Annotated in this window: 19 protein-coding genes and 4 pseudogenes; 2 read left to right on the forward strand and 21 right to left on the reverse strand. The window is 39.2% G+C overall.

The window, feature by feature from the left end; all coding sequences use genetic code 11:
- Positions 1 to 33 precede the first annotated feature (33 nt).
- From MKP09_RS18310 to MKP09_RS18360, 12 genes and pseudogenes are all read right to left on the reverse strand, one after another.
- The gene (locus MKP09_RS18310) at positions 34 to 477 is read right to left on the reverse strand and encodes a hypothetical protein (protein WP_240831761.1); all 444 of its coding nucleotides are present in this window, start codon (positions 475 to 477) and stop codon (positions 34 to 36) included.
- Positions 474 to 1,880: an amidophosphoribosyltransferase gene (locus MKP09_RS18315; protein ID WP_240831762.1), complete on the reverse strand. Its 1,407-nt coding sequence runs from the start codon at positions 1,878 to 1,880 to the stop codon at positions 474 to 476. The genes MKP09_RS18310 and MKP09_RS18315 overlap by 4 nt, the downstream gene beginning before the upstream one ends.
- 98 nt (positions 1,881 to 1,978) lie before the next feature.
- Positions 1,979 to 2,392 (reverse strand): annotated as a pseudogene (locus MKP09_RS18320) (putative toxin-antitoxin system toxin component, PIN family).
- The gene (vap15, locus tag MKP09_RS28370; protein ID WP_394801104.1) at positions 2,373 to 2,648 is read right to left on the reverse strand and encodes a type II toxin-antitoxin system VapB15 family antitoxin; all 276 of its coding nucleotides are present in this window, start codon (positions 2,646 to 2,648) and stop codon (positions 2,373 to 2,375) included. Before vap15 ends, MKP09_RS18320 begins: the two are co-directional and overlap by 20 nt.
- Positions 2,649 to 2,669: 21 nt before the next feature.
- A complete protein-coding gene (locus tag MKP09_RS18325) occupies positions 2,670 to 3,137 on the reverse strand; it encodes a peroxiredoxin family protein (protein WP_240831763.1) in 468 nt (155 codons plus the stop codon).
- Positions 3,101 to 3,835 carry a DUF4369 domain-containing protein gene (locus tag MKP09_RS18330; protein ID WP_240831764.1) on the reverse strand — a complete coding sequence of 245 codons (735 nt, stop codon included), beginning with the start codon at positions 3,833 to 3,835 and terminating at the stop codon, positions 3,101 to 3,103. The genes MKP09_RS18325 and MKP09_RS18330 overlap by 37 nt, the downstream gene beginning before the upstream one ends.
- A 53-nt stretch (positions 3,836 to 3,888) precedes the next feature.
- Positions 3,889 to 4,124, reverse strand: a pseudogene (locus MKP09_RS18335) (hypothetical protein).
- Complete coding sequence (locus tag MKP09_RS18340) at positions 4,088 to 4,270, reverse strand: hypothetical protein (RefSeq protein WP_240831765.1); 183 nt, start codon at positions 4,268 to 4,270, stop codon at positions 4,088 to 4,090. The pseudogene MKP09_RS18335 and the gene MKP09_RS18340 overlap by 37 nt, the downstream one beginning before the upstream one ends.
- A 94-nt stretch (positions 4,271 to 4,364) precedes the next feature.
- A pseudogene (gene gatB, locus MKP09_RS18345) lies at positions 4,365 to 5,416 on the reverse strand (Asp-tRNA(Asn)/Glu-tRNA(Gln) amidotransferase subunit GatB).
- A 258-nt stretch (positions 5,417 to 5,674) separates the two neighbouring features.
- Positions 5,675 to 5,962, reverse strand: coding sequence for a PDZ domain-containing protein (locus MKP09_RS18350; RefSeq protein WP_240831766.1), 288 nt, complete (start codon positions 5,960 to 5,962; stop codon positions 5,675 to 5,677).
- Between the two features lie 273 nt (positions 5,963 to 6,235).
- A complete protein-coding gene (locus MKP09_RS18355) occupies positions 6,236 to 6,676 on the reverse strand; it encodes a hypothetical protein (protein WP_240831767.1) in 441 nt (146 codons plus the stop codon).
- Between the two features lie 344 nt (positions 6,677 to 7,020).
- On the reverse strand, positions 7,021 to 7,797 hold the full coding sequence (locus MKP09_RS18360) for a glycoside hydrolase family 16 protein (RefSeq protein WP_240831768.1): 777 nt from the start codon (positions 7,795 to 7,797) through the stop codon (positions 7,021 to 7,023).
- A 97-nt stretch (positions 7,798 to 7,894) separates the two neighbouring features.
- On the opposite strand from MKP09_RS18360, the gene MKP09_RS18365 reads away from it, so the two are divergent.
- A complete protein-coding gene (locus MKP09_RS18365) occupies positions 7,895 to 8,515 on the forward strand; it encodes an HAD family hydrolase (protein WP_240831769.1) in 621 nt (206 codons plus the stop codon).
- 33 nt (positions 8,516 to 8,548) lie between these two features.
- Entirely contained in the window at positions 8,549 to 9,247 is a 699-nt protein-coding gene (locus tag MKP09_RS18370) for a TerC family protein (protein ID WP_240831770.1), read from the forward strand.
- 112 nt (positions 9,248 to 9,359) lie between these two features.
- Here MKP09_RS18370 and MKP09_RS18375 read toward each other — a convergent pair whose 3' ends face one another.
- The 9 genes and pseudogenes from MKP09_RS18375 to MKP09_RS18415 all read right to left on the reverse strand — a co-directional run bounded on the left by MKP09_RS18375 (position 9,360) and on the right by MKP09_RS18415 (position 17,331).
- Positions 9,360 to 9,605 (reverse strand): hypothetical protein, encoded by a 246-nt coding sequence (locus MKP09_RS18375; protein WP_240831771.1) that lies wholly within the window; start codon positions 9,603 to 9,605, stop codon positions 9,360 to 9,362.
- A 118-nt stretch (positions 9,606 to 9,723) separates the two neighbouring features.
- Positions 9,724 to 10,206 (reverse strand): cytochrome C oxidase subunit IV family protein, encoded by a 483-nt coding sequence (locus MKP09_RS18380; RefSeq protein ID WP_240831772.1) that lies wholly within the window; start codon positions 10,204 to 10,206, stop codon positions 9,724 to 9,726.
- Between the two features lie 94 nt (positions 10,207 to 10,300).
- Complete coding sequence (locus MKP09_RS18385) at positions 10,301 to 11,182, reverse strand: cytochrome c oxidase subunit 3 (protein WP_240831773.1); 882 nt, start codon at positions 11,180 to 11,182, stop codon at positions 10,301 to 10,303.
- A gap of 15 nt (positions 11,183 to 11,197) precedes the next feature.
- Entirely contained in the window at positions 11,198 to 11,926 is a 729-nt protein-coding gene (locus MKP09_RS18390) for a cytochrome c oxidase subunit 3 (RefSeq protein WP_240831774.1), read from the reverse strand.
- 27 nt (positions 11,927 to 11,953) lie between these two features.
- Positions 11,954 to 12,829: a heme o synthase gene (gene cyoE, locus MKP09_RS18395; RefSeq protein WP_240831775.1), complete on the reverse strand. Its 876-nt coding sequence runs from the start codon at positions 12,827 to 12,829 to the stop codon at positions 11,954 to 11,956.
- Between the two features lie 168 nt (positions 12,830 to 12,997).
- A pseudogene (locus tag MKP09_RS18400) lies at positions 12,998 to 14,810 on the reverse strand (cytochrome c oxidase subunit I).
- Between the two features lie 35 nt (positions 14,811 to 14,845).
- Entirely contained in the window at positions 14,846 to 15,925 is a 1,080-nt protein-coding gene (locus tag MKP09_RS18405; protein WP_240831776.1) for a cytochrome c oxidase subunit II, read from the reverse strand.
- Between the two features lie 147 nt (positions 15,926 to 16,072).
- Entirely contained in the window at positions 16,073 to 16,798 is a 726-nt protein-coding gene (locus tag MKP09_RS18410; RefSeq protein ID WP_240831777.1) for a hypothetical protein, read from the reverse strand.
- Positions 16,795 to 17,331 (reverse strand): hypothetical protein, encoded by a 537-nt coding sequence (locus MKP09_RS18415; RefSeq protein ID WP_240831778.1) that lies wholly within the window; start codon positions 17,329 to 17,331, stop codon positions 16,795 to 16,797. The genes MKP09_RS18410 and MKP09_RS18415 overlap by 4 nt, the downstream gene beginning before the upstream one ends.
- Between the last annotated feature and the right edge of the window lie 25 nt (positions 17,332 to 17,356).

The raw sequence follows: 17,356 nt of genomic DNA on the forward strand, positions 1-17,356 counted from the left end.
TACGCTTACGGTTTTTTTTATTAATATATGTTCTTAATATCCTCTTTCGTTCTTTCCTTCCATATAATTCATAAACGCCTGGTTTACTACACGGTTGCCTCCGGATGTCGGATAATTTCCGGTAAAATACCAATCCCCAAGATTGTTAGGACATGCTTTATGAAGATCTTCAATACTTTGAAAAATAACCTGCACCGGAATTTCCAATCCTTTTGGTGTGATCATTTCTGCAATTTTATAAGAAATTTCTGTACTGGTACTGCTTTTATAAACTTGTTGTACCACATTTTCAGTGTGCAGCAACCCATCAGCTTTAAGATCTTTACATTTTTGCCAAAGTTCCTGCAACAAATCTTCTTTGCCCCGATCTTTTAAAATTTCAACTGCCGCATTGAATGCAATAAAATCGCCCATCTTACTCATATCAATTCCATAACAATCCGGATAACGAATTTGAGGAGCAGATGATAATATCAATATTTTTTAGGCTTAAGTCGTGCCAGCATTTTAATAATGCTTTGTTTCAACGTGGTGCCTCTCACAATAGAATCATCAATCACGACAATGGTATCAATACCAGGCCTCACCGTACCATAAGTTACATCGTAAACGTGTTGCACCATTTCGTTTCGGCTGGCGTCTTCTGTAATGAAAGTGCGCATTTTCACGTCTTTGATCGCGATCTTACCAATGCGAATACGACGGTTGATCATTTCGCTTAGCTTCTCTTCATCATAATCTTTACCCCAGCTTAGTATGCGGTCTATCTTAATTTGATTCAAATACATCTGCATACCCTTCTGCAAGCCTAAAAACGCCACTTCAGCGGTATTTGGTATGTAAGAGAAGATCGTATTTTTCAGATCAAAGTCAATAGCGTTCAACACCTGCTCACTTAAATTATAGCCTAGTGCTTTTCTTTCTTTATAAATTTTTTCATCGCTGCCGCGTGAAAAATATATGCGTTCAAAACTACAAGCTTTGCGTTCTTTCGGCGTTACCACTTCTTCTACTTCGAAGCTACCGTCTTCATGAACGATGAGCGCATTACCGGGCATCAATTCTTTCACCTCATTCTCGCCAACATTAAATGCCGTTCTTATAGCTGCGCGCTCGGAAGCAGCTACAATTACATCCTCATCAACATAATAATAGCAAGGCCGGATGCCATGCGGATCGCGAAACACAAAGCCAACGCCATCACCCGTTACGCCTCCTACGGAAAACCCTCCGTCAAACTGCGGAATCACATCTTTCAACACCTGCTTAATATCGGGTTTGGCCGGCGATGCTTCGTCAGCATCTACCAAATGTTTGTGCACTATTTCCATCATCGCTGCCAGATCACTTTGCTTTTGAAAAGGACCCGGCTCAATGCCTAATTTATTGAATAGCTCTTCAGTATTGACCAAATTAAAATTACCCGCCAACGCAAGGTTACGGGTAGTCATTGTATGTCTTTTTAAAAACGGATGGCAAAATTCTGCATTGTTCTTGCCCTGAGTGCCATATCTTAAATGGCCTAAAAGCAGCTCACCCAAAAACTTCACATGGCCTTTCATCAGGCCCGGATGGTTTACTATATCCGGATTGTATTTGGTAAGTTCATTAACTTCTTCAGCAATATTCTGAAATAAAGAAGCGATGGCTCCAGGTTGCGCGTTTCTGATTCGGTGCATAAAAGGATGTCCAGGCTCTACATTCAGCTTTATAGCTGCTACTCCCGCGCCATCCTGCCCCCTGTTATGTTGCTTTTCCATAAGCAGGTACAGCTTATTAAGCCCCCACATTACGGTTCCATACTCTTTTAAATAATGGGAGAAACTTTTGCGGAGCCTGACAAAGGCTAACCCACACTCGTGTTTAATTGGATCACTCATATATTGGAAAAGAAACGCAAATTTACGAGAATAGTTCTTAACCAGAACTTAATATAGTTCAAGAAATAGGAAATCATCCATTCCCCAACCAAGAAAAATCACTTTTCAAGTAATTTATTAAATACTGCTGGCGTTATGATTTGTGCAGTTTTGAAAGGGTTGTGTTCTAAAAGGTCTTTGTCGCCGGTTACCAAGTAATCCGCTTTTGAAAAATCGATCAGGTCCAAAAGAAAATTGTCTTTTGCGTCTCTATTGATGTGTTGGTGTAATCTCGATTTTTTCAGCAATAGTTTCCAAAAGCTGGATTAGTTCTTTAACACTATCACCGGGGAAATATTTTTTAACTTTTCTCTCCCTGTTACTACTTCAATTTCAATCAAAAGCTGCTCTGTCGTTATAATTACAATGCTACCGTTTGAAATATACTGCTTTAGCTTTGATAGTTTTTTGCCAATAAGAAAACTAATCCAAACATTCGTATCGAAAATAACTTTAATGCTTTTGTTTGTCATAGATTTCCCGTCTTACCGTTTCAGCCTCCTCGGTTATCGTCTTGATATCAATATCATTTGTCTTGAACGATTTTAATAATCTCGTGAGCTTAGAGTCTGTGACTTCCTTTTCTAATTCTTTGGTCAACTTTAACTTTTGCTTTGTTGGCAATTGCCTTACCATAGACAAGATCTGTTCAAATGATACATCGATTTGCAATGCAGTCTTCATTATGAGTTTCTTTATTTTAAATTTACGAAAAAAACAACGTCTCATAGACTGAGCATCATTTTCATTTCAACACTTCTTCCAACTTGCTTTCCAGGAACCGCCGCGCAGCCCTTCTGCGATTATCTTTCCTTGTGGATCAATAAGTACATTAAAAGGAATGCCTTCAAAACCATACAAACTTACAACCGGTGATTCCCAGAATTGAAGATCGCTTAATTGCGGCCAGTTCAACTGGTCGTCTTTAATGGCTTTCAGCCACGGCTCTTTCGCCTGATCTAAAGAAACGCCTACAACAGTGAAGTTTTTATTTTTAAATTTATTATATGCTTCAACAACATTCGGATTTTCTATGCGGCAGGGTTTACACCAGCTTGCCCAAAAATCGAGCAGTACATATTTGCCTTTAAAAGAACTTAAGGCAACAGGGTGTCCGTTTACATCTGGAAGTGTAAATTCAGGAGCTGGCTTACCAACTAATCCGCCTTTACCAACATCATCTATTTGTGACTGAATATCTTTCTGTAAAGCGACCATTCCCGCATGTCCCGGATTTTTTTGATCACATCAGAAATAGTTGCGCTCACCTGCTCATTGCTTAAAGGCTCCAAACCCAATCCAGGATTGCTAGCTGAAGACTGATAATAACCTAAAACGAACATTGTTAACGCCGGGTTGTCTGATTTTTTAATCTCGTCTAAAGTATATTTCTTTAAGGAACCAGAGCTTGCTGTGTTTGCCTGTATCAATGGAGCAATTACCGAATCAGGCTTATTCAGTTTATGTAGGCTGTCAATTTTTGAGGCATCGACAAAAATTTGTTGAAGTTTTTCATTGAAAGCAAACAAAAAGTCCTTCATTTTTTGGCTGGCGGGCGACCCTTTCACTTCATATTTTTCAGGAAACTGGTTGTTTTCTTTATTCAACACCACATCTATTTCTACAGAAGACTTATCGTTGATGACAGAAGCTACCGGAGACATTTCTTGATCTATGCGAATACTATAAATAGCTGATTCTCCGGTTTCTGTTTCGATAGAAAAAGTACCGTCGCTATTCAATGCAGCAGAATCAACAATTACAGGACGCATTGTGCCAATTGGTACTTCTTCCAGGTAAACCATTTTACCTGTGGCATTGGCTATTTTTCCCGAAACTTTAAAAGCGTTTTCTTCACTGGTTTTACAGGAAAGAAGAAACAAGGTTGTTGCGGCTATGATGAATATTTGTTTCATATTGTTGTAGTTCATTATCCATGGTCGATGGACCATTGTCTATTTTAGTTTTTCTAAAATAATTTCATTTGTTTTTTCGGATCGGCTTTACCCTTTGTACGTTTCATTACCTCGCCTACGAATAAAGCCAATAACCCTTTTTACCTTTTTTATACGCAACAACTTTATCTGCTAATTGTTCCAAAACCGCATCTATCACCGGCTCCAGCGCTGAGGAATCTGACTGTTGGATTAGGTTATTTTGCTCCGCAATTACGATCGGGTCTGCATCGGGATTTTGAAGAAGCAATGAAAAAGTTTAGTCGATGCTGCGGAAAAACTAAGCTTACCATCGTCCACACATTTTACCAGCGCCGCTATTTGCGATGGCTGCAAAGCAAAATCTGAAATAGGCTTAGCCTGGTCGTTCAGCCAGTTTTTTACTGGTCCTAACATCCAGTTGGCGACGGCTTTAGGCCGCCCCCGACCTTGGCCTCATCCGTCCGCTTAAGGCGGACACCTTCTCCTGAAGGAGAAGGTGATTGGAAATCTATTTTATTTGGAAGAGGGGAGACGGAAACATCTCTTTTATTACCGCTTCAAAGTAATCAGCAGTTTCTTTTTCTTCTGTCAAAACCTGCGCATCGTATTCGGGTAACTGGTATTGCTCCTTATATATTTTGATGCGCTCCTCTGGTAACGCTGGTATGGATGATCGAATTTCGTTGATAAATTCGTCTTTCAAATCAAAAGGTGTCAGATCAGGATCAGGAAAGTAACGATAGTCTTCTGCATCTTCCTTATCCCTTATTGCAAAAGTAGTTCCGTTGTTCGCGTCGAAACTGCGCGTTTGCTGGCGGATGGTTTCGCCGCTTTCAAGTATATTGATGAGGCGGTTTGCTTCAAAATCTATGGCTCGTTTTACATTGCGGATAGAGTTGAGGTTTTTAACTTCTACTCTTGTTCCCAGTTTTTCATCGCCTTTTTTCTTACAGAAATATTGGCGTCGCAACGCATGCTACCTTCTTCCATATTACCATCGCAAACGCCTATATACCTAACTAATTTTCGCAGCTCGCTTACATAAGCAAATGCTTCATCGCTGCTGCGCAGATCGGGCTCAGTAACAATTTCGATAAGCGGCGTACCAGCGCGGTTATAATCTACAGCGGTGTTACTATCATTTACATCATGCAGGCTTTTGCCGGCATCTTCTTCCATGTGAATACGATTCAGCCTTACATTTTTTTCACCTGCTTCTGTTTTTATAGCAACATATCCGTTTTTGCAAATCGGTGTTGTATGTTGAGAGATCTGATATCCTTTTGGAAGATCGGGATAAAAATAGTTTTTGCGAGCGAAATAGTTTTTCTTTTCGATTTCGCAGTTGCAAGCCAATCCCATTTTGATGGCATGCCCAATAGCTTGCCTGTTCATTTTGGGTAAACTGCCTGGGTGGGCCAAGGTAATTGGACTAACATGCGTGTTCGCATCAGCACCAAAAGCAATGCTGTCTCCACAAAACAATTTGCTTTGTGTAAGTAATTGGGCATGTACTTCAAGCCCGATCACTATTTCGTATTGGTCGTTAACTGTACTCATTTAAAGGTTGTAAAAATAAGCATCAAATTATGGTTTCTCACAGAAAGCACAGATTTACACAGAATTTTTCTGAATAAGTTTATAAATGTCTGTGCCTTTCTGTGTTTTCTGTGAGCAAAAATTAAAAGCCGGCAGCAAATATGCCACCGGCTTTCGAAATCCTAATCACAAACTTTTTAAAGAACACCTGAACAAACAGGCGCTTTACAACCTACAAAAACTATAATTAAACAATCAGAAAACTAATTTTGTTCACGCTTACAAATCTGCCGTTTTTATTTTTTTGCTGAAAAGAACGTTGATATCGTGAGATTTACCATTGCGATCTACTTTCAGCTTTAAAGTTGAGCCTGCTTCTACAGTTCCTTTTTCTTCCAAAAGATCATCCGCGTTCTTTACTGCATTTCCATTTGCTTCTTTAATAATATCGCCTTCTTTCAAACCGGCCTTGTCTGCATCCGAGCCTTTTTCAAGCTCGATCACTTTTACACCAGTTCCGCTTTCAACATCCTGAATTTTGATGCCGAGTTTTGGACCATTTTCCATTGGATTTCCGTAACGGAAGTTGAAATTATTCCCCTATTTTCAAAATTTCTGGGGATGCGTGACATTAAATCTTCAAAATCAATATTGGGTGCAGCAAAATTCTCATTTCCATTGCCTCTGAAAGTGAAGGTATGCGGCGCACTCCATTTAGTAAGCTCCGCAGTTGTTGTTTGACTTTTCCCATCCCGTAAATAAACAATTGTAATTTTATCGCCAGGTTTTTTGTCTTTTAATGCCTGAGACAGCTCGTCTGGATTTTCTATCTTTTTGAATCTACTTCAGTAATAATATCTCCTTCCTGCAAACCTGCTTTTTTGCGGCAGTTTCCTCATTTACATTCACCACTTTTGCTCCCTGCTCATTTTTTTCAGTAACTACACCCAACATTGCTTTATTGGGAGCCTGCATGATTCGAAAGTTACGGTTCAAAACATTTTCGTTATCCCCAAATCCTGCATCGGGAGACCAATTGAAAGTATTCAGGTCTTTAATTTTTAAACGCTTTACGGTAACATCACCGGCTTCGCCTTCCTGAACTGGTTTGCCATTTACAGTAATGTCATCGCCATCAACTATTATATTCAGCTTTTCTGTGTCTGCACCTTTTTTAGTTATGATGATACGCTCTGCTTCTTGTTTATTTTTGTTTTCATCTTGTTGTGCCCATAATAAGCCAGGCAACACAACAGCAGTTAATAATAAAACCTTCTTCATTTTGTATTTTTTCTGTTAACGGATAAATTCAAATGAGCATCCATCTCATTTTTAAATAATCAAACTACGTTGATTTTCGTATTTCAAAGATAGGACAAATCCAGAAATACGAAATGTTTCGGAAGTGTTAATCTTTGTCTGAACCATGCTTTATGGGATTACAGATTATGAGGAAATCTGCTGAGTTTGAAAAATATTTGAAAAATGTAAAGGTGGGGAATATGCTTACAAATTTTTTGCGAATATATAGGTTGATCTATGTTCTGCTGTTGAAGAGTGCGACGCAATTTCGATGCCATCTGTTGATTGCCGGGCTCATAAATATTTCAAAGGCGAAAAGTTTATTATTGATACACCCGCACATAATCGACTTCCATTGTTGCAGGAAAAATTTTGTCATCAACACCTTTTTGTCCGCCCCAGTTACCGCCCACGGCAATATTTAAAATAAGATACATTTTGTTATCAAACGGCCAGCTATTATAATCAGCGTGTTCGTTAGCAAATGAGAAGTAGATCTTATTGTCAACCGAAATTTTAATAGAATCTTTTGTCCAATCCAACCCATATACATGAAAAGCTGATGCGGCATCTGCGAGCAGCGTTTTGGCTGTTTTTTGAGTTCCAATTACATGGTTATACTGTTTGCAATGAATGGAGCCATGCACCCAACCAGGATCATACCCAACATATTCCATAATGTCAATTTCACCATCATCAGGCCATTGCTTCATATTTTCAGCAAGCATCCAAATGGCAGGCCAGGAGCCGGTTCCCGAGGGAAGTTTTGCCCGAACTTCAATTTTACCATACTGCCAGGTTGCTTTGCCTTTTGTTATAAGCTTTGTTGATGTGTAACGATATCCAGACTTCTCTTCTTGCCTGGCGTGGATAAATAATTTTCCATTTTTTACCAGTACATTTTTTTCATTGCTGGTGTAATACTGCAATTCATTATTGCCCCATCCGTTGTTATTGCCTATGTCATAAGCCCATTTAGAGCTATCCGGCTGCCCGGAATAGTTAAACTCATCGCTCCAAACCAACTTTCGATTTTGACTTTGCGATGTGGCTGAAAAGGTGAGTAAAACAGCGGCTGTTAATGATAAGAATCGTTGCATATAACATTCAATTTATAACAAGTTTTTAAATAATAAAGTTACAACACTTGTTTTTTGTGCATAGTACCACATTGCTAATTATTTTATCTTCGCTGCCATGATAAAAAATATACTTTTTGACTTTGGCGGTGTGTTTTATAATCTTGACTTCAAAAAAACCTTTGAAGCATTTGAAAAGATGGGATTTTCTGATTTTGAAAATATGTTTTCACAGTATAATGCTGATTCCTTGTTTCAGGATCTGGAAACAGGTAAAATTACTCCCGCTGCATTTTATACGCGTATAAAAGAAATAGCACCAAAGGATGTTACAGATGAACAAATAAGAGATGCTTGGAATGCTTTATTACTGGGCTTCCGGGAATCGAGCCTCGATTATCTTTTGGAGCTTAAAAAAGAATACAACCTTTATTTATTGAGTAATACAAACCAGATACATTACGAATATTTTGCCAATCAATTATCGGAGCAAACAAAACATAAATTGCTGGAGTCATTTTTCATTAAAGCTTATTATTCACAAAACGTAGGATTAAGAAAGCCGGATATTGAAGTTTTTGAGTTTATACTGAAAGATGCAGGCATTAAACCTGAAGAAACTTTGTTTGTTGATGATTCATACACCAATTTTCCTAATGCTGAAAAACTTGGCATGAAAATTCATTTACTTAAACCTGATGAACTAATTGAAAATATAGATTACAAAAGTTTTAATTAACGCTCTTTTAAAAAATATTAAACCCGACTAGCCATGGCTGATGCTATAATACCCTTGTTAACTCTTATTGCACTTGAAGTTGTTTTAGGTATTGACAATATTATTTTTATTTCCATTTTAGCTGATAAATTGCCTGAAAACCAACGCAACAAACTCAGAATATGGGGAATTGGATTAGCAATGGTGATGCGTCTTGTTCTTTTAGCGATTATTTCATGGATATTGAAATTAGACCAGGAATTATTTACGCTATTTGGCATGTCGTTTACAGGCAAGGAGCTGATTCTTATTGCAGGTGGTTTGTTCCTGCTATACAAAAGCACCAAAGAGATTTATCATAAAACAGAAGAGCCTGATCCTAATTCGCCAAAGAATGTAAAAGCCAGCAGTTTTCGTAAGTTATTGTCGGAAATAATTGTACTTGACCTTGTGTTTTCCATCGACTCCATCATTACTGCTGTTGGCATGGTAAATGAACTGTGGATCATGTACACCGCTGTAGTCGTAACTGTAATTATTATGCTGATTGCATCTAAACCAATCAGTAGTTTTATAAGCCGCCACCCCTCATTTAAAGTACTTGCTTTATGCTTTTTAATGTTAATAGGTTTTGCCTTATTGGCCGAAGGTTTTGAAGTGAAGATACCTAAAGGCTATATTTACTTTGCGATGGGCTTTTCTTTCCTTGTGGATTTTATACAAATGAAAACAGTTGGAAAGACAAAAACATAATTAATATACGTGATAAGTGAGTATTGATATTCTTGTCGCTAAATGGCTTGATTATTATTCTCAAAACGCTACGGCACATATCATATAAACACCGATATTGTTATAACTCCCGTTAAACTACAGGCAATAATAATTTTACTGTCCCTCGACTTTTTAAAAAAATTGCATAAAGTGTGTATAAAAAAATGAGCGGCGTTGTTAACAATACCGGAATCGTTATCAACTCCCAAATAGCTCCGCCAACTATGCCAATATCAATGTAGTAATGAGCGCTCAGTAGCATAAATGCAATCCACACCGTGCAAAATACTGCAGCAATTAATATTAATTTTTCGCTAATAGGTAGTTTTGTATTCATTGGCTTTTTCATACCTCAAAGATATACAGAGCATAAACAGGCACTTTTGACAAATGTCAAAAAAACAAAACAGCCCCGAAAAATTTTAGGGGCTGTTTAAAATAGTTTGTAATAAAAATTAATGTCCTTCTCCCTTCGCAGGTTCTGCTGAAGGTGTGGCATGTGGAGCGGGCATTGTTGTTTCCTCGAAATGCTTGTCGTATTTATTACGTAAATCTTTGTAAGATTGTCCGTCAGCTAAGAACGCTATAATGAACCAGATGAATAAAGCTAATGGTACAACAATCGTCATCATAAAGTTGCGTATTTCATCACCCAAGTGCATAAATACAGAAACAATATAGTAAGCCTTGGCCAATGTAAGTATACAAACAATACCTTTCAAAAACAGCACTAAAAAGTAAGGAGGTTCTCCTTTGTGAAGAAAGTAAATGCCAAAGCCAATAGCCAACTCAATTATTGTAATAACTGACAATAATATAGTTGTCTTTTTCACGCGCTTTTTGAAAGTGGCATCGTCAGAATGATGATGGTGAACCGTTACTTCCGGGTAAGCCGCAGAAGGAGAAATATCTTTTGTAGGATCGTAATGACTACTCATAACCTTTATAAAATTCTAAATTCTAAATATTAAATTCTAAATGTTGCACTTTAGGCAACTTACTCCCCTCTCCTTCGGAGAGGGTTGGTGAGGTCTATATAAGATAAAAACACAAGAATACAAATACCCAAACCAAATCCACAAAGTGCCAGTATAAACCTGCTTTTTCGATCATCAGATAATGGCCTTTATTTTCAAACACGTTATTATTTGTCATCAATAACATCACAATATTAATAATAACACCGCTGAATACGTGGAAACCGTGGAAGCCAGTAATTCCGTAGAAAAATCCACCAAAGGCAACAGGACCTGTTTCGCGCACATGTATTTCAGAATTACTTACTAACTGTACCAACTGATCTTTCGGCATTTGTAATAATTCTCCATGAGATGCCGCAGACAAATGATTCTCTGCAACCAAAGTTGCTAAAGTCTGGCTTGAAGAATGCTGCAATGCCGTTGTCAGTTCCGGCCCATGAATCAACTGTCCCCATGGGTTATGTCTGGTCGTCTGACTGATCAGTTCAATTTTTCCATCAATTAAAGTTGCATGTTCTGCTGTAAGAAGATGATGCCACTCTAAAGCCTGGCAACCCAGGAAAGCCAAACCTCCTACAATAGTCCAGATCAACCATTTCTGTACATCCGCTTTATTTCTGTTATGTCCCGCGTGTACAGCCAGCACCATTGTTACAGAACTGATGATCAGAATGAATGTCATGATACTTACAAACACCAATGGCAGGTTCGCATGTCCCGCTCCTGGCAAAGCATTAAATACTACGTTTGGATCAGGCCAAAAATTTTGACTAAACCTTGTAGTACCGTAAGAAATAAGGAACGCGCCAAAAGTGAAAGCATCGCTCATTAAAAAATACCACATCATCACTTTTCCGTACTCAATATTAAACGGACTTTTGCCCCCGCTCCACCATTTGGTACGATGTGTGTTTACTGTTGCTTCGTGTGCCATTCCTTTCAAAAAATTTTATCCAACAATTATAAAAAATATTAATAAATACAACCACAAAAGGTCTACAAAATGCCAGTACATTCCCATTACTTCAACAGGAATGGCGCTGTATAATTTTATTTTCCCGGTCAATGATCGTATCACCATTACCGTAAGCGCCACCACGCCACCAATTACGTGCAACGCATGTAAACCAGCTATCGCGTAAAAAAACTGACCCGCTCCAGATGATCCTTTAAACCTAACATTCTGCTCCCATAGTTCACCAAATCCAAAAACCTGGCATATTACAAATGCAATACCTAATACAAACGTAACACCCATCAATGTTCTGTAGCGTTGCATTTCGCGGCTTTTAAAAGCTTTAATCGCCATTTGCATCGTCAGGCTGCTCGCTAATATAACTACTGTAGAAACCCAGAAAATCTGAGGTAACACAATCGTTCTCCAACCGGTTAAATTGCTTTTTACAATAAACGCACTTGTAAGCCCGGCAAACATCATGATCATGCTGGCCATCGCCACCCACAAAGTAAATTTGTGCGGGTGCAATCTTTTATGTTGCTCGTTACTCACTATGTCCATCTTAATTTTATTTAGCCATCTGTGTGCTACTATCAGCGGTCTTCCGCCAGTTGGCGGACACTTCAACTTTTGTACTTCTATCATCATCCGGAAGCTTCGCATCCGGTTATTCATGTTTAGCTCCTTCGGAGCGCCCCTTCCTCCAAAACCATCTGTCAACCGTCATCTTTCATCTATCAACTCCAACTACACCTTCGCCAGCAACAACGCCAGCAATACCACCGGCAAATACATATAACTTCCAAACATCACATTCCTTGCGCTTTTTACATCCATTTTATTATACAAAGTTGCACAACGCAAAATCATAAAAATATTGGCCACTATTACTAATCCAAGTGCAACAATTCCTTTTGTTCCGTTCGTAGTGCTTATTCCTGTAAAGAACGGCGCTACAGTAATCGGCACCAGCAAAAGCGAATAAACCAAAGTTTGCAATGCCGTAAATTTTGTCGGCCCCTTATCACTCGGTAATAATTTAAAACCCGCTTCGCTGTAATCTTTATGCGCCACCCAGGCTATCGCCCAAAAATGAGGAAACTGCCATAAAAACTGAATACCAAACATCACTGCACCGCCCAACCAATCAATATCCTGCCCCGGAACAAACCCGGCCACCCAGCCGATCAAACAAGGTAAAGCTCCGGGAACTGCACCAACCAACACCGCTATTGAATTGACCTTTTTCAACGGCGTATAAACGAAGGCGTATAAAAACAAACTAAATGCAGCAAGCAAGGCCGCCGTCCAGTTAAAATAATAGCCTAAAATAAATACACCAATTGCTCCGGTCAATATCGCAAATCCCCATCCCTGCTCCGGCGTAATACGCCCGCTGGCAATAGGCCTTTTTGCGGTACGTTTCATCAACGCATCTGTATCCTTCTCCACAACCATATTGATGGTATTGGCGCTTCCTGTTACCAACATCCCACCTGCAAAGAGCAAAACGATCCGCCACCAGTCCATCGACACATTGGGTACCAGCAGGTAACTAATTACGCTACTGAAAACCACCATTATACTTAAAGAGGGCTTTGTAAGTTGAATATAATCTTTCATACCCGATCCAGCCCCCTCTGGCTCCCCCGGAGGGGGAGAGCAGCCGACGCACAGGCCTCACTTAAGTAAAATTTATTTCTATTTCTCAACATCACTTCTGTGCCATAATAATTTTCCACACCTTTAAACGACCATCCTAAAGCCCCTCCTCTGGAGGGTTGGGGAGGCCTAATGCGAACTTTCTTTTTCGCCTATCGGTTCAGTTTGAGGAATGAAATCCCTTCCATCTTTACCATAGTCGTAAGCCCAGCGATGAACTTCAGGAATTTCACCATCCCAGTTGCCATGTCCCGGATGAATAGGTGTAGTCCATTCCAGTGTTGTTGCACCCCATGGATTTAGTGTTCTTACCTTTCTTCCTTTATACATTGAATAAAAATAGTTGAACACAAACATCAGCTGCACAGCAAATACCATCACAGTAACTACAGTGATCATTGCATCTAACCCGTGAAACTGGCCAAAACTTACCCAACTGCTTTTATCTAAATACCTTCTTGGCATACCGGCAAATCCCTGGTAGTGCATAGGCCAGAATATAAGATAGGCACCAATAAGCGTCACCCAAAAGTGGATATAGCCTAAAGTGTTGTTCATATATCTTCCATACATTTTAGGGAACCAATGATAAATGCCACAGAACATACCAAAGAACGCAGAAACACCCATTACAATATGGAAGTGAGCGATCACAAACATGGTATCGTGCAAGTGAATATCAATAGTAGTTACCCAGGAAAATACCTGTTAAACCGCCAGAAATAAATAAACTTACAAAGCCAATGGCAAAAAGCATAGCTGGCGTAAACCTGATATTACCGCGCCACAAAGTAGTTATCCAGTTAAAAACTTTAATGGCTGAAGGTACCGCGATCAGTAACGTCAATAATACGAAAACGGATCCGAGGAATGGGTTAAGCCCTGTTACAAACATGTGGTGCGCCCAAACCAGGAAAGCCAGCACGCAAATGGCAAACAGAGAGAATACCATCGCCATATAACCAAATATTGGCTTTCTTGAGTTTATTGACATTACTTCGGAAACGATACCCATTGTTGGCAGGATAATAATATATACCTCAGGGTGGCCAAGGAACCAGAATAAATGCTGGAATAAGATGGCGCTACCGCCTTCATTCGATAATGCTTGTCCGGCAACATAGATATCGCTCAGATAGAAGCTTGTTCCCAAATGGCGATCGAATAATAATAATATCAATCCTGAAAGTAAAACAGGGAAAGATAATACACCCAAGATCGCTGTAAATAATAACGCCCAGATAGTAAGCGGTACACGAGTCATCGACATACCTTTTGTGCGCATATTAAGAATGGTAGCGATATAGTTCAAACCACCCAATAAAGAAGATACAACGAATAATGCCATTGCAATGATCCAGTAATCCATACCCGCTTTAGAACCTTCTGAAGCCTGGCCTAAAGCACTCAACGGCGGATAAATTGTCCAACCGCCTGAAGCAGGGCCGGTCTGAATAAATAAAGAAGAAACCATTACTATACTTGCTGCAAAGAAGAACCAGTAAGAAAGCATGTTCATCATTGGCGAGGCCATATCTCTTGCACCAATTTGCAATGGAATAAGTAAGTTAGCGAACGTACCGCTCAAACCTGCAGTTAAAACGAAGAATACTAACACGGTTCCGTGCATAGTTGTTAATGCGTAATAAAAGTCAGGCCTGATTCGTCCACCTTCCGCCCATCTTCCGAAAAACGTTTCCAGGATCGGAAAGCTTTCATCAGGAAAACCCAGTTGTAATCTGAAAAGAACCGAGAACAACCCTCCGATGATCGCCCAAACAATACCTGTAATAAGGAATTGCTTCGCGATCATTTTGTGATCCATGCTGAAAATATACTTCGAAATAAAAGTTTCTTTGTGATGAGCATGCACATGATGGTGATCATCTGCATGATGGCCATGGCTTGCTGTTTCCTGGTGGGTATGTAAAGTATCGCTCATAAAAAATTTCCTCTTAATATATAACTAAAGGTATACTAATTATTATTTTGCTGTTGAATCGGGTGTTGCGGCGCTGTGCTGTCTACAGGCTTTGCTACAGAAGAATCGGCTGCGGCCGGTGCATTTTGCTTTTCAACAACCGCTGTCTGGTACTGTGCTTTTTGACTGTAGAACCATTGATCATACTCTTCCTGCGTTTCAACAATAATTTCTCCACGCATGCCGGTATGGCCGGCGCCACACATCTGGTCGCAGGCAATTTCAAAAACGAAATTTTCTTTGCCTGTTTCCTTAATCATTTCTTTTGTTGTCTTAATTGGTGTAAACCACAAGGTCGTAGGCGTTCCCGGCACAGCATCCATTTTTAAACGGAAGTGAGGAAGACCTACACTATGAATCACATCTTTTGCGCCAATAACCAATTTCACCGGTTTGTTTACAACTAAATGTAACGGACCGCCCGAAACAATATCATCATGCGTAGCAACATCATCCCATATTAAACCCAATGTGTTGTCATTGCTTTCATCAATAAATTTATAATTCTTCTTTCCTAAAACTCCGTCTTTGCCCGGGTAGCGAAACTCCCATTTAAATTGGCTTCCTGTAATTTCAACTGTTGCTGCATTTTCCGGAGCCGCACCAGTAATCTGATACCAATATACCAATCCGAAAGAAATAAGAACGGTCAACACAATTGCCGGAACAACGGTCCAGATCATCTCCAGCTTATTGTTGTGTGGAAAATAATACGCTTTTCTATCTTCTTTTTCCTGATACTTAAATGAATACCAGAACAACAATACCTGCGTAACAACAAAAACAACACCGGTAGCGATCAATGTGTATTTGATCATCCTGTCGATCTTGATACCATGATCAGATGCAGAACCACTCAAACCCAAGGTTTTGTCCGCAAGTGTATGATGCGCCCAATACACACCAAAAAGGCCTACAATTAGGAATGCTAATAACAGAAATGCATTGATCCTGTTAGACTGCTTTCTTGTTCTTTCCTCCCCTTGTATTATTGATACAAATTCAGTAGCCCTTGCAATCTGAAAGGTGATAATGAACCCCAATAATAAAATCGCTATTAATAAAAAAGTATGCATACGATGTATTGTTCTGTTATTGTTTTATCTAAATCTTTTTGTTACCAGCTTAGGTGCTACTATCTTCTTTCTTGCGTCGCACTCTTGTACTGAAGAATATCTATCATCTATTATTACTCTTTCAAACACTTTTCAACTTGTCAACCATTAAGTATGATGTATCACACTTTCTTTTGCAAATGGGTGATTTTCTACTGTTAACGGATATTTGCTTAAAGTGCGAGCCACCAATAACATAATCAATCCCACAAAGAATAAGGCGATTCCCATGTCAAAAGCAATAGACGGCACTTTATCAGGCGAAATTGCGGGGAAAACCATTTGGTAAAAATCCAACCAATGACCAAATAAAATCAGTATTGATACAAATGTTACAATAGTATAATTACGTTTAGAATCACGGCTCATAAAAATCAGGATCGGCCCTACAAAGTTGATGACCAACATGAACCAGAATATTCCTGAATACGGGCTTTGCCTGGCCGAGTTGCCAATTCTGTTCACAAAATAGATCGTTTCCTCTGGTTGGTTACTATACCATATCAACATAAATTGAGAGAACCACAAGTACGTCCAAAAAATAGAAAATGCAAACATGAACTTACCAAGATCATGCAAGTGTTCTTTATTTACAGCGGGTAATAATCCGTTGTTTTTCAGGAATACAACATAAAGCGTTATTAAAGCAATTCCGGCAACAAACGTACTGGCAAATGTGTACCAGCTATACATAGTGCTAAACCAGTGCGCATCTATGCTCATCAACCATAACCATGGTAGCGAAGACATAATAGTTAAAGCGAATACTACAATATATAATGCTGCCATTACAGTATTATCCCAGGAAAATTTCTTTTTCTCTTCTACAGTCACCGGAGGTTGGTATCCAGACTGCGCGAACGCTGGCGCATTTTCCAGCCTAAGAAAGACCAAAGTATTACAGTACCTAAAGTAACTGCTGTATAAAACCCTTTATTTAAAAATCCTTTTTTAAAGTTTAAGATTTTATCATGAGCAACATGTTCAGTGTCTGTCCAGTGATAAATGGTATGATTGTCTCCAAATACGATTGACAAAAGGATAACAGCGGTAATGGTACCAACTACAGGCACTGCTGCTGAAACAGCTTCAGTAACCCGGGAGAAACCAATTTGAAATCCACCCCATGCTAAAGTAGTCGCACACATGAAGAACATAGCGGCATTTACCACTAACAGAAAGTAAACGCTATTTTGTAACAGGCTTGCCCAAAAACGCGCATCGCTTTTGTGTAGTTCTTCTTCACTGCCTGCAGCACCATGCGTTGAAATATATAATGCTATAGCTGCTATCAACCCAACACCCATTAACACATACGCAATCGTGTTGTATTTTTTGGTAGGTATAAATTTTTCTACTGTTGACATTCCTGATCTTTATTAAATAAGTTCA

The sequence above is a fragment of the Paraniabella ginsengisoli genome (assembly GCF_022513635.1).
Taxonomy (GTDB): Bacteria; Bacteroidota; Bacteroidia; order Chitinophagales; family Chitinophagaceae; genus Niabella; species Niabella ginsengisoli.

Coding starts and splice junctions, on each gene's coding strand:
- MKP09_RS18350 (WP_240831766.1), bottom strand. CDS start 5,962: ATGGAAAATGGTCCAAAACTCGGCATCAAAATTCAGGATGTTGAAAGC.
- vap15 (WP_394801104.1), bottom strand. CDS start 2,648: ATGAGACGTTGTTTTTTTCGTAAATTTAAAATAAAGAAACTCATAATG.
- MKP09_RS18405 (WP_240831776.1), bottom strand. CDS start 15,925: ATGCATACTTTTTTATTAATAGCGATTTTATTATTGGGGTTCATTATC.
- MKP09_RS18380 (WP_240831772.1), bottom strand. CDS start 10,206: ATGAGTAGTCATTACGATCCTACAAAAGATATTTCTCCTTCTGCGGCT.
- MKP09_RS18315 (WP_240831762.1), bottom strand. CDS start 1,880: ATGAGTGATCCAATTAAACACGAGTGTGGGTTAGCCTTTGTCAGGCTC.
- MKP09_RS18365 (WP_240831769.1), top strand. CDS start 7,895: ATGATAAAAAATATACTTTTTGACTTTGGCGGTGTGTTTTATAATCTT.
- MKP09_RS18375 (WP_240831771.1), bottom strand. CDS start 9,605: ATGAATACAAAACTACCTATTAGCGAAAAATTAATATTAATTGCTGCA.
- MKP09_RS18370 (WP_240831770.1), top strand. CDS start 8,549: ATGGCTGATGCTATAATACCCTTGTTAACTCTTATTGCACTTGAAGTT.
- MKP09_RS18340 (WP_240831765.1), bottom strand. CDS start 4,270: ATGTTAGGACCAGTAAAAAACTGGCTGAACGACCAGGCTAAGCCTATT.
- MKP09_RS18415 (WP_240831778.1), bottom strand. CDS start 17,331: ATGTCAACAGTAGAAAAATTTATACCTACCAAAAAATACAACACGATT.
- cyoE (WP_240831775.1), bottom strand. CDS start 12,829: ATGAAAGATTATATTCAACTTACAAAGCCCTCTTTAAGTATAATGGTG.
- MKP09_RS18360 (WP_240831768.1), bottom strand. CDS start 7,797: ATGCAACGATTCTTATCATTAACAGCCGCTGTTTTACTCACCTTTTCA.
- MKP09_RS18385 (WP_240831773.1), bottom strand. CDS start 11,182: ATGGCACACGAAGCAACAGTAAACACACATCGTACCAAATGGTGGAGC.
- MKP09_RS18325 (WP_240831763.1), bottom strand. CDS start 3,137: ATGGTCGCTTTACAGAAAGATATTCAGTCACAAATAGATGATGTTGGT.
- MKP09_RS18330 (WP_240831764.1), bottom strand. CDS start 3,835: ATGAAACAAATATTCATCATAGCCGCAACAACCTTGTTTCTTCTTTCC.
- MKP09_RS18355 (WP_240831767.1), bottom strand. CDS start 6,676: ATGAAGAAGGTTTTATTATTAACTGCTGTTGTGTTGCCTGGCTTATTA.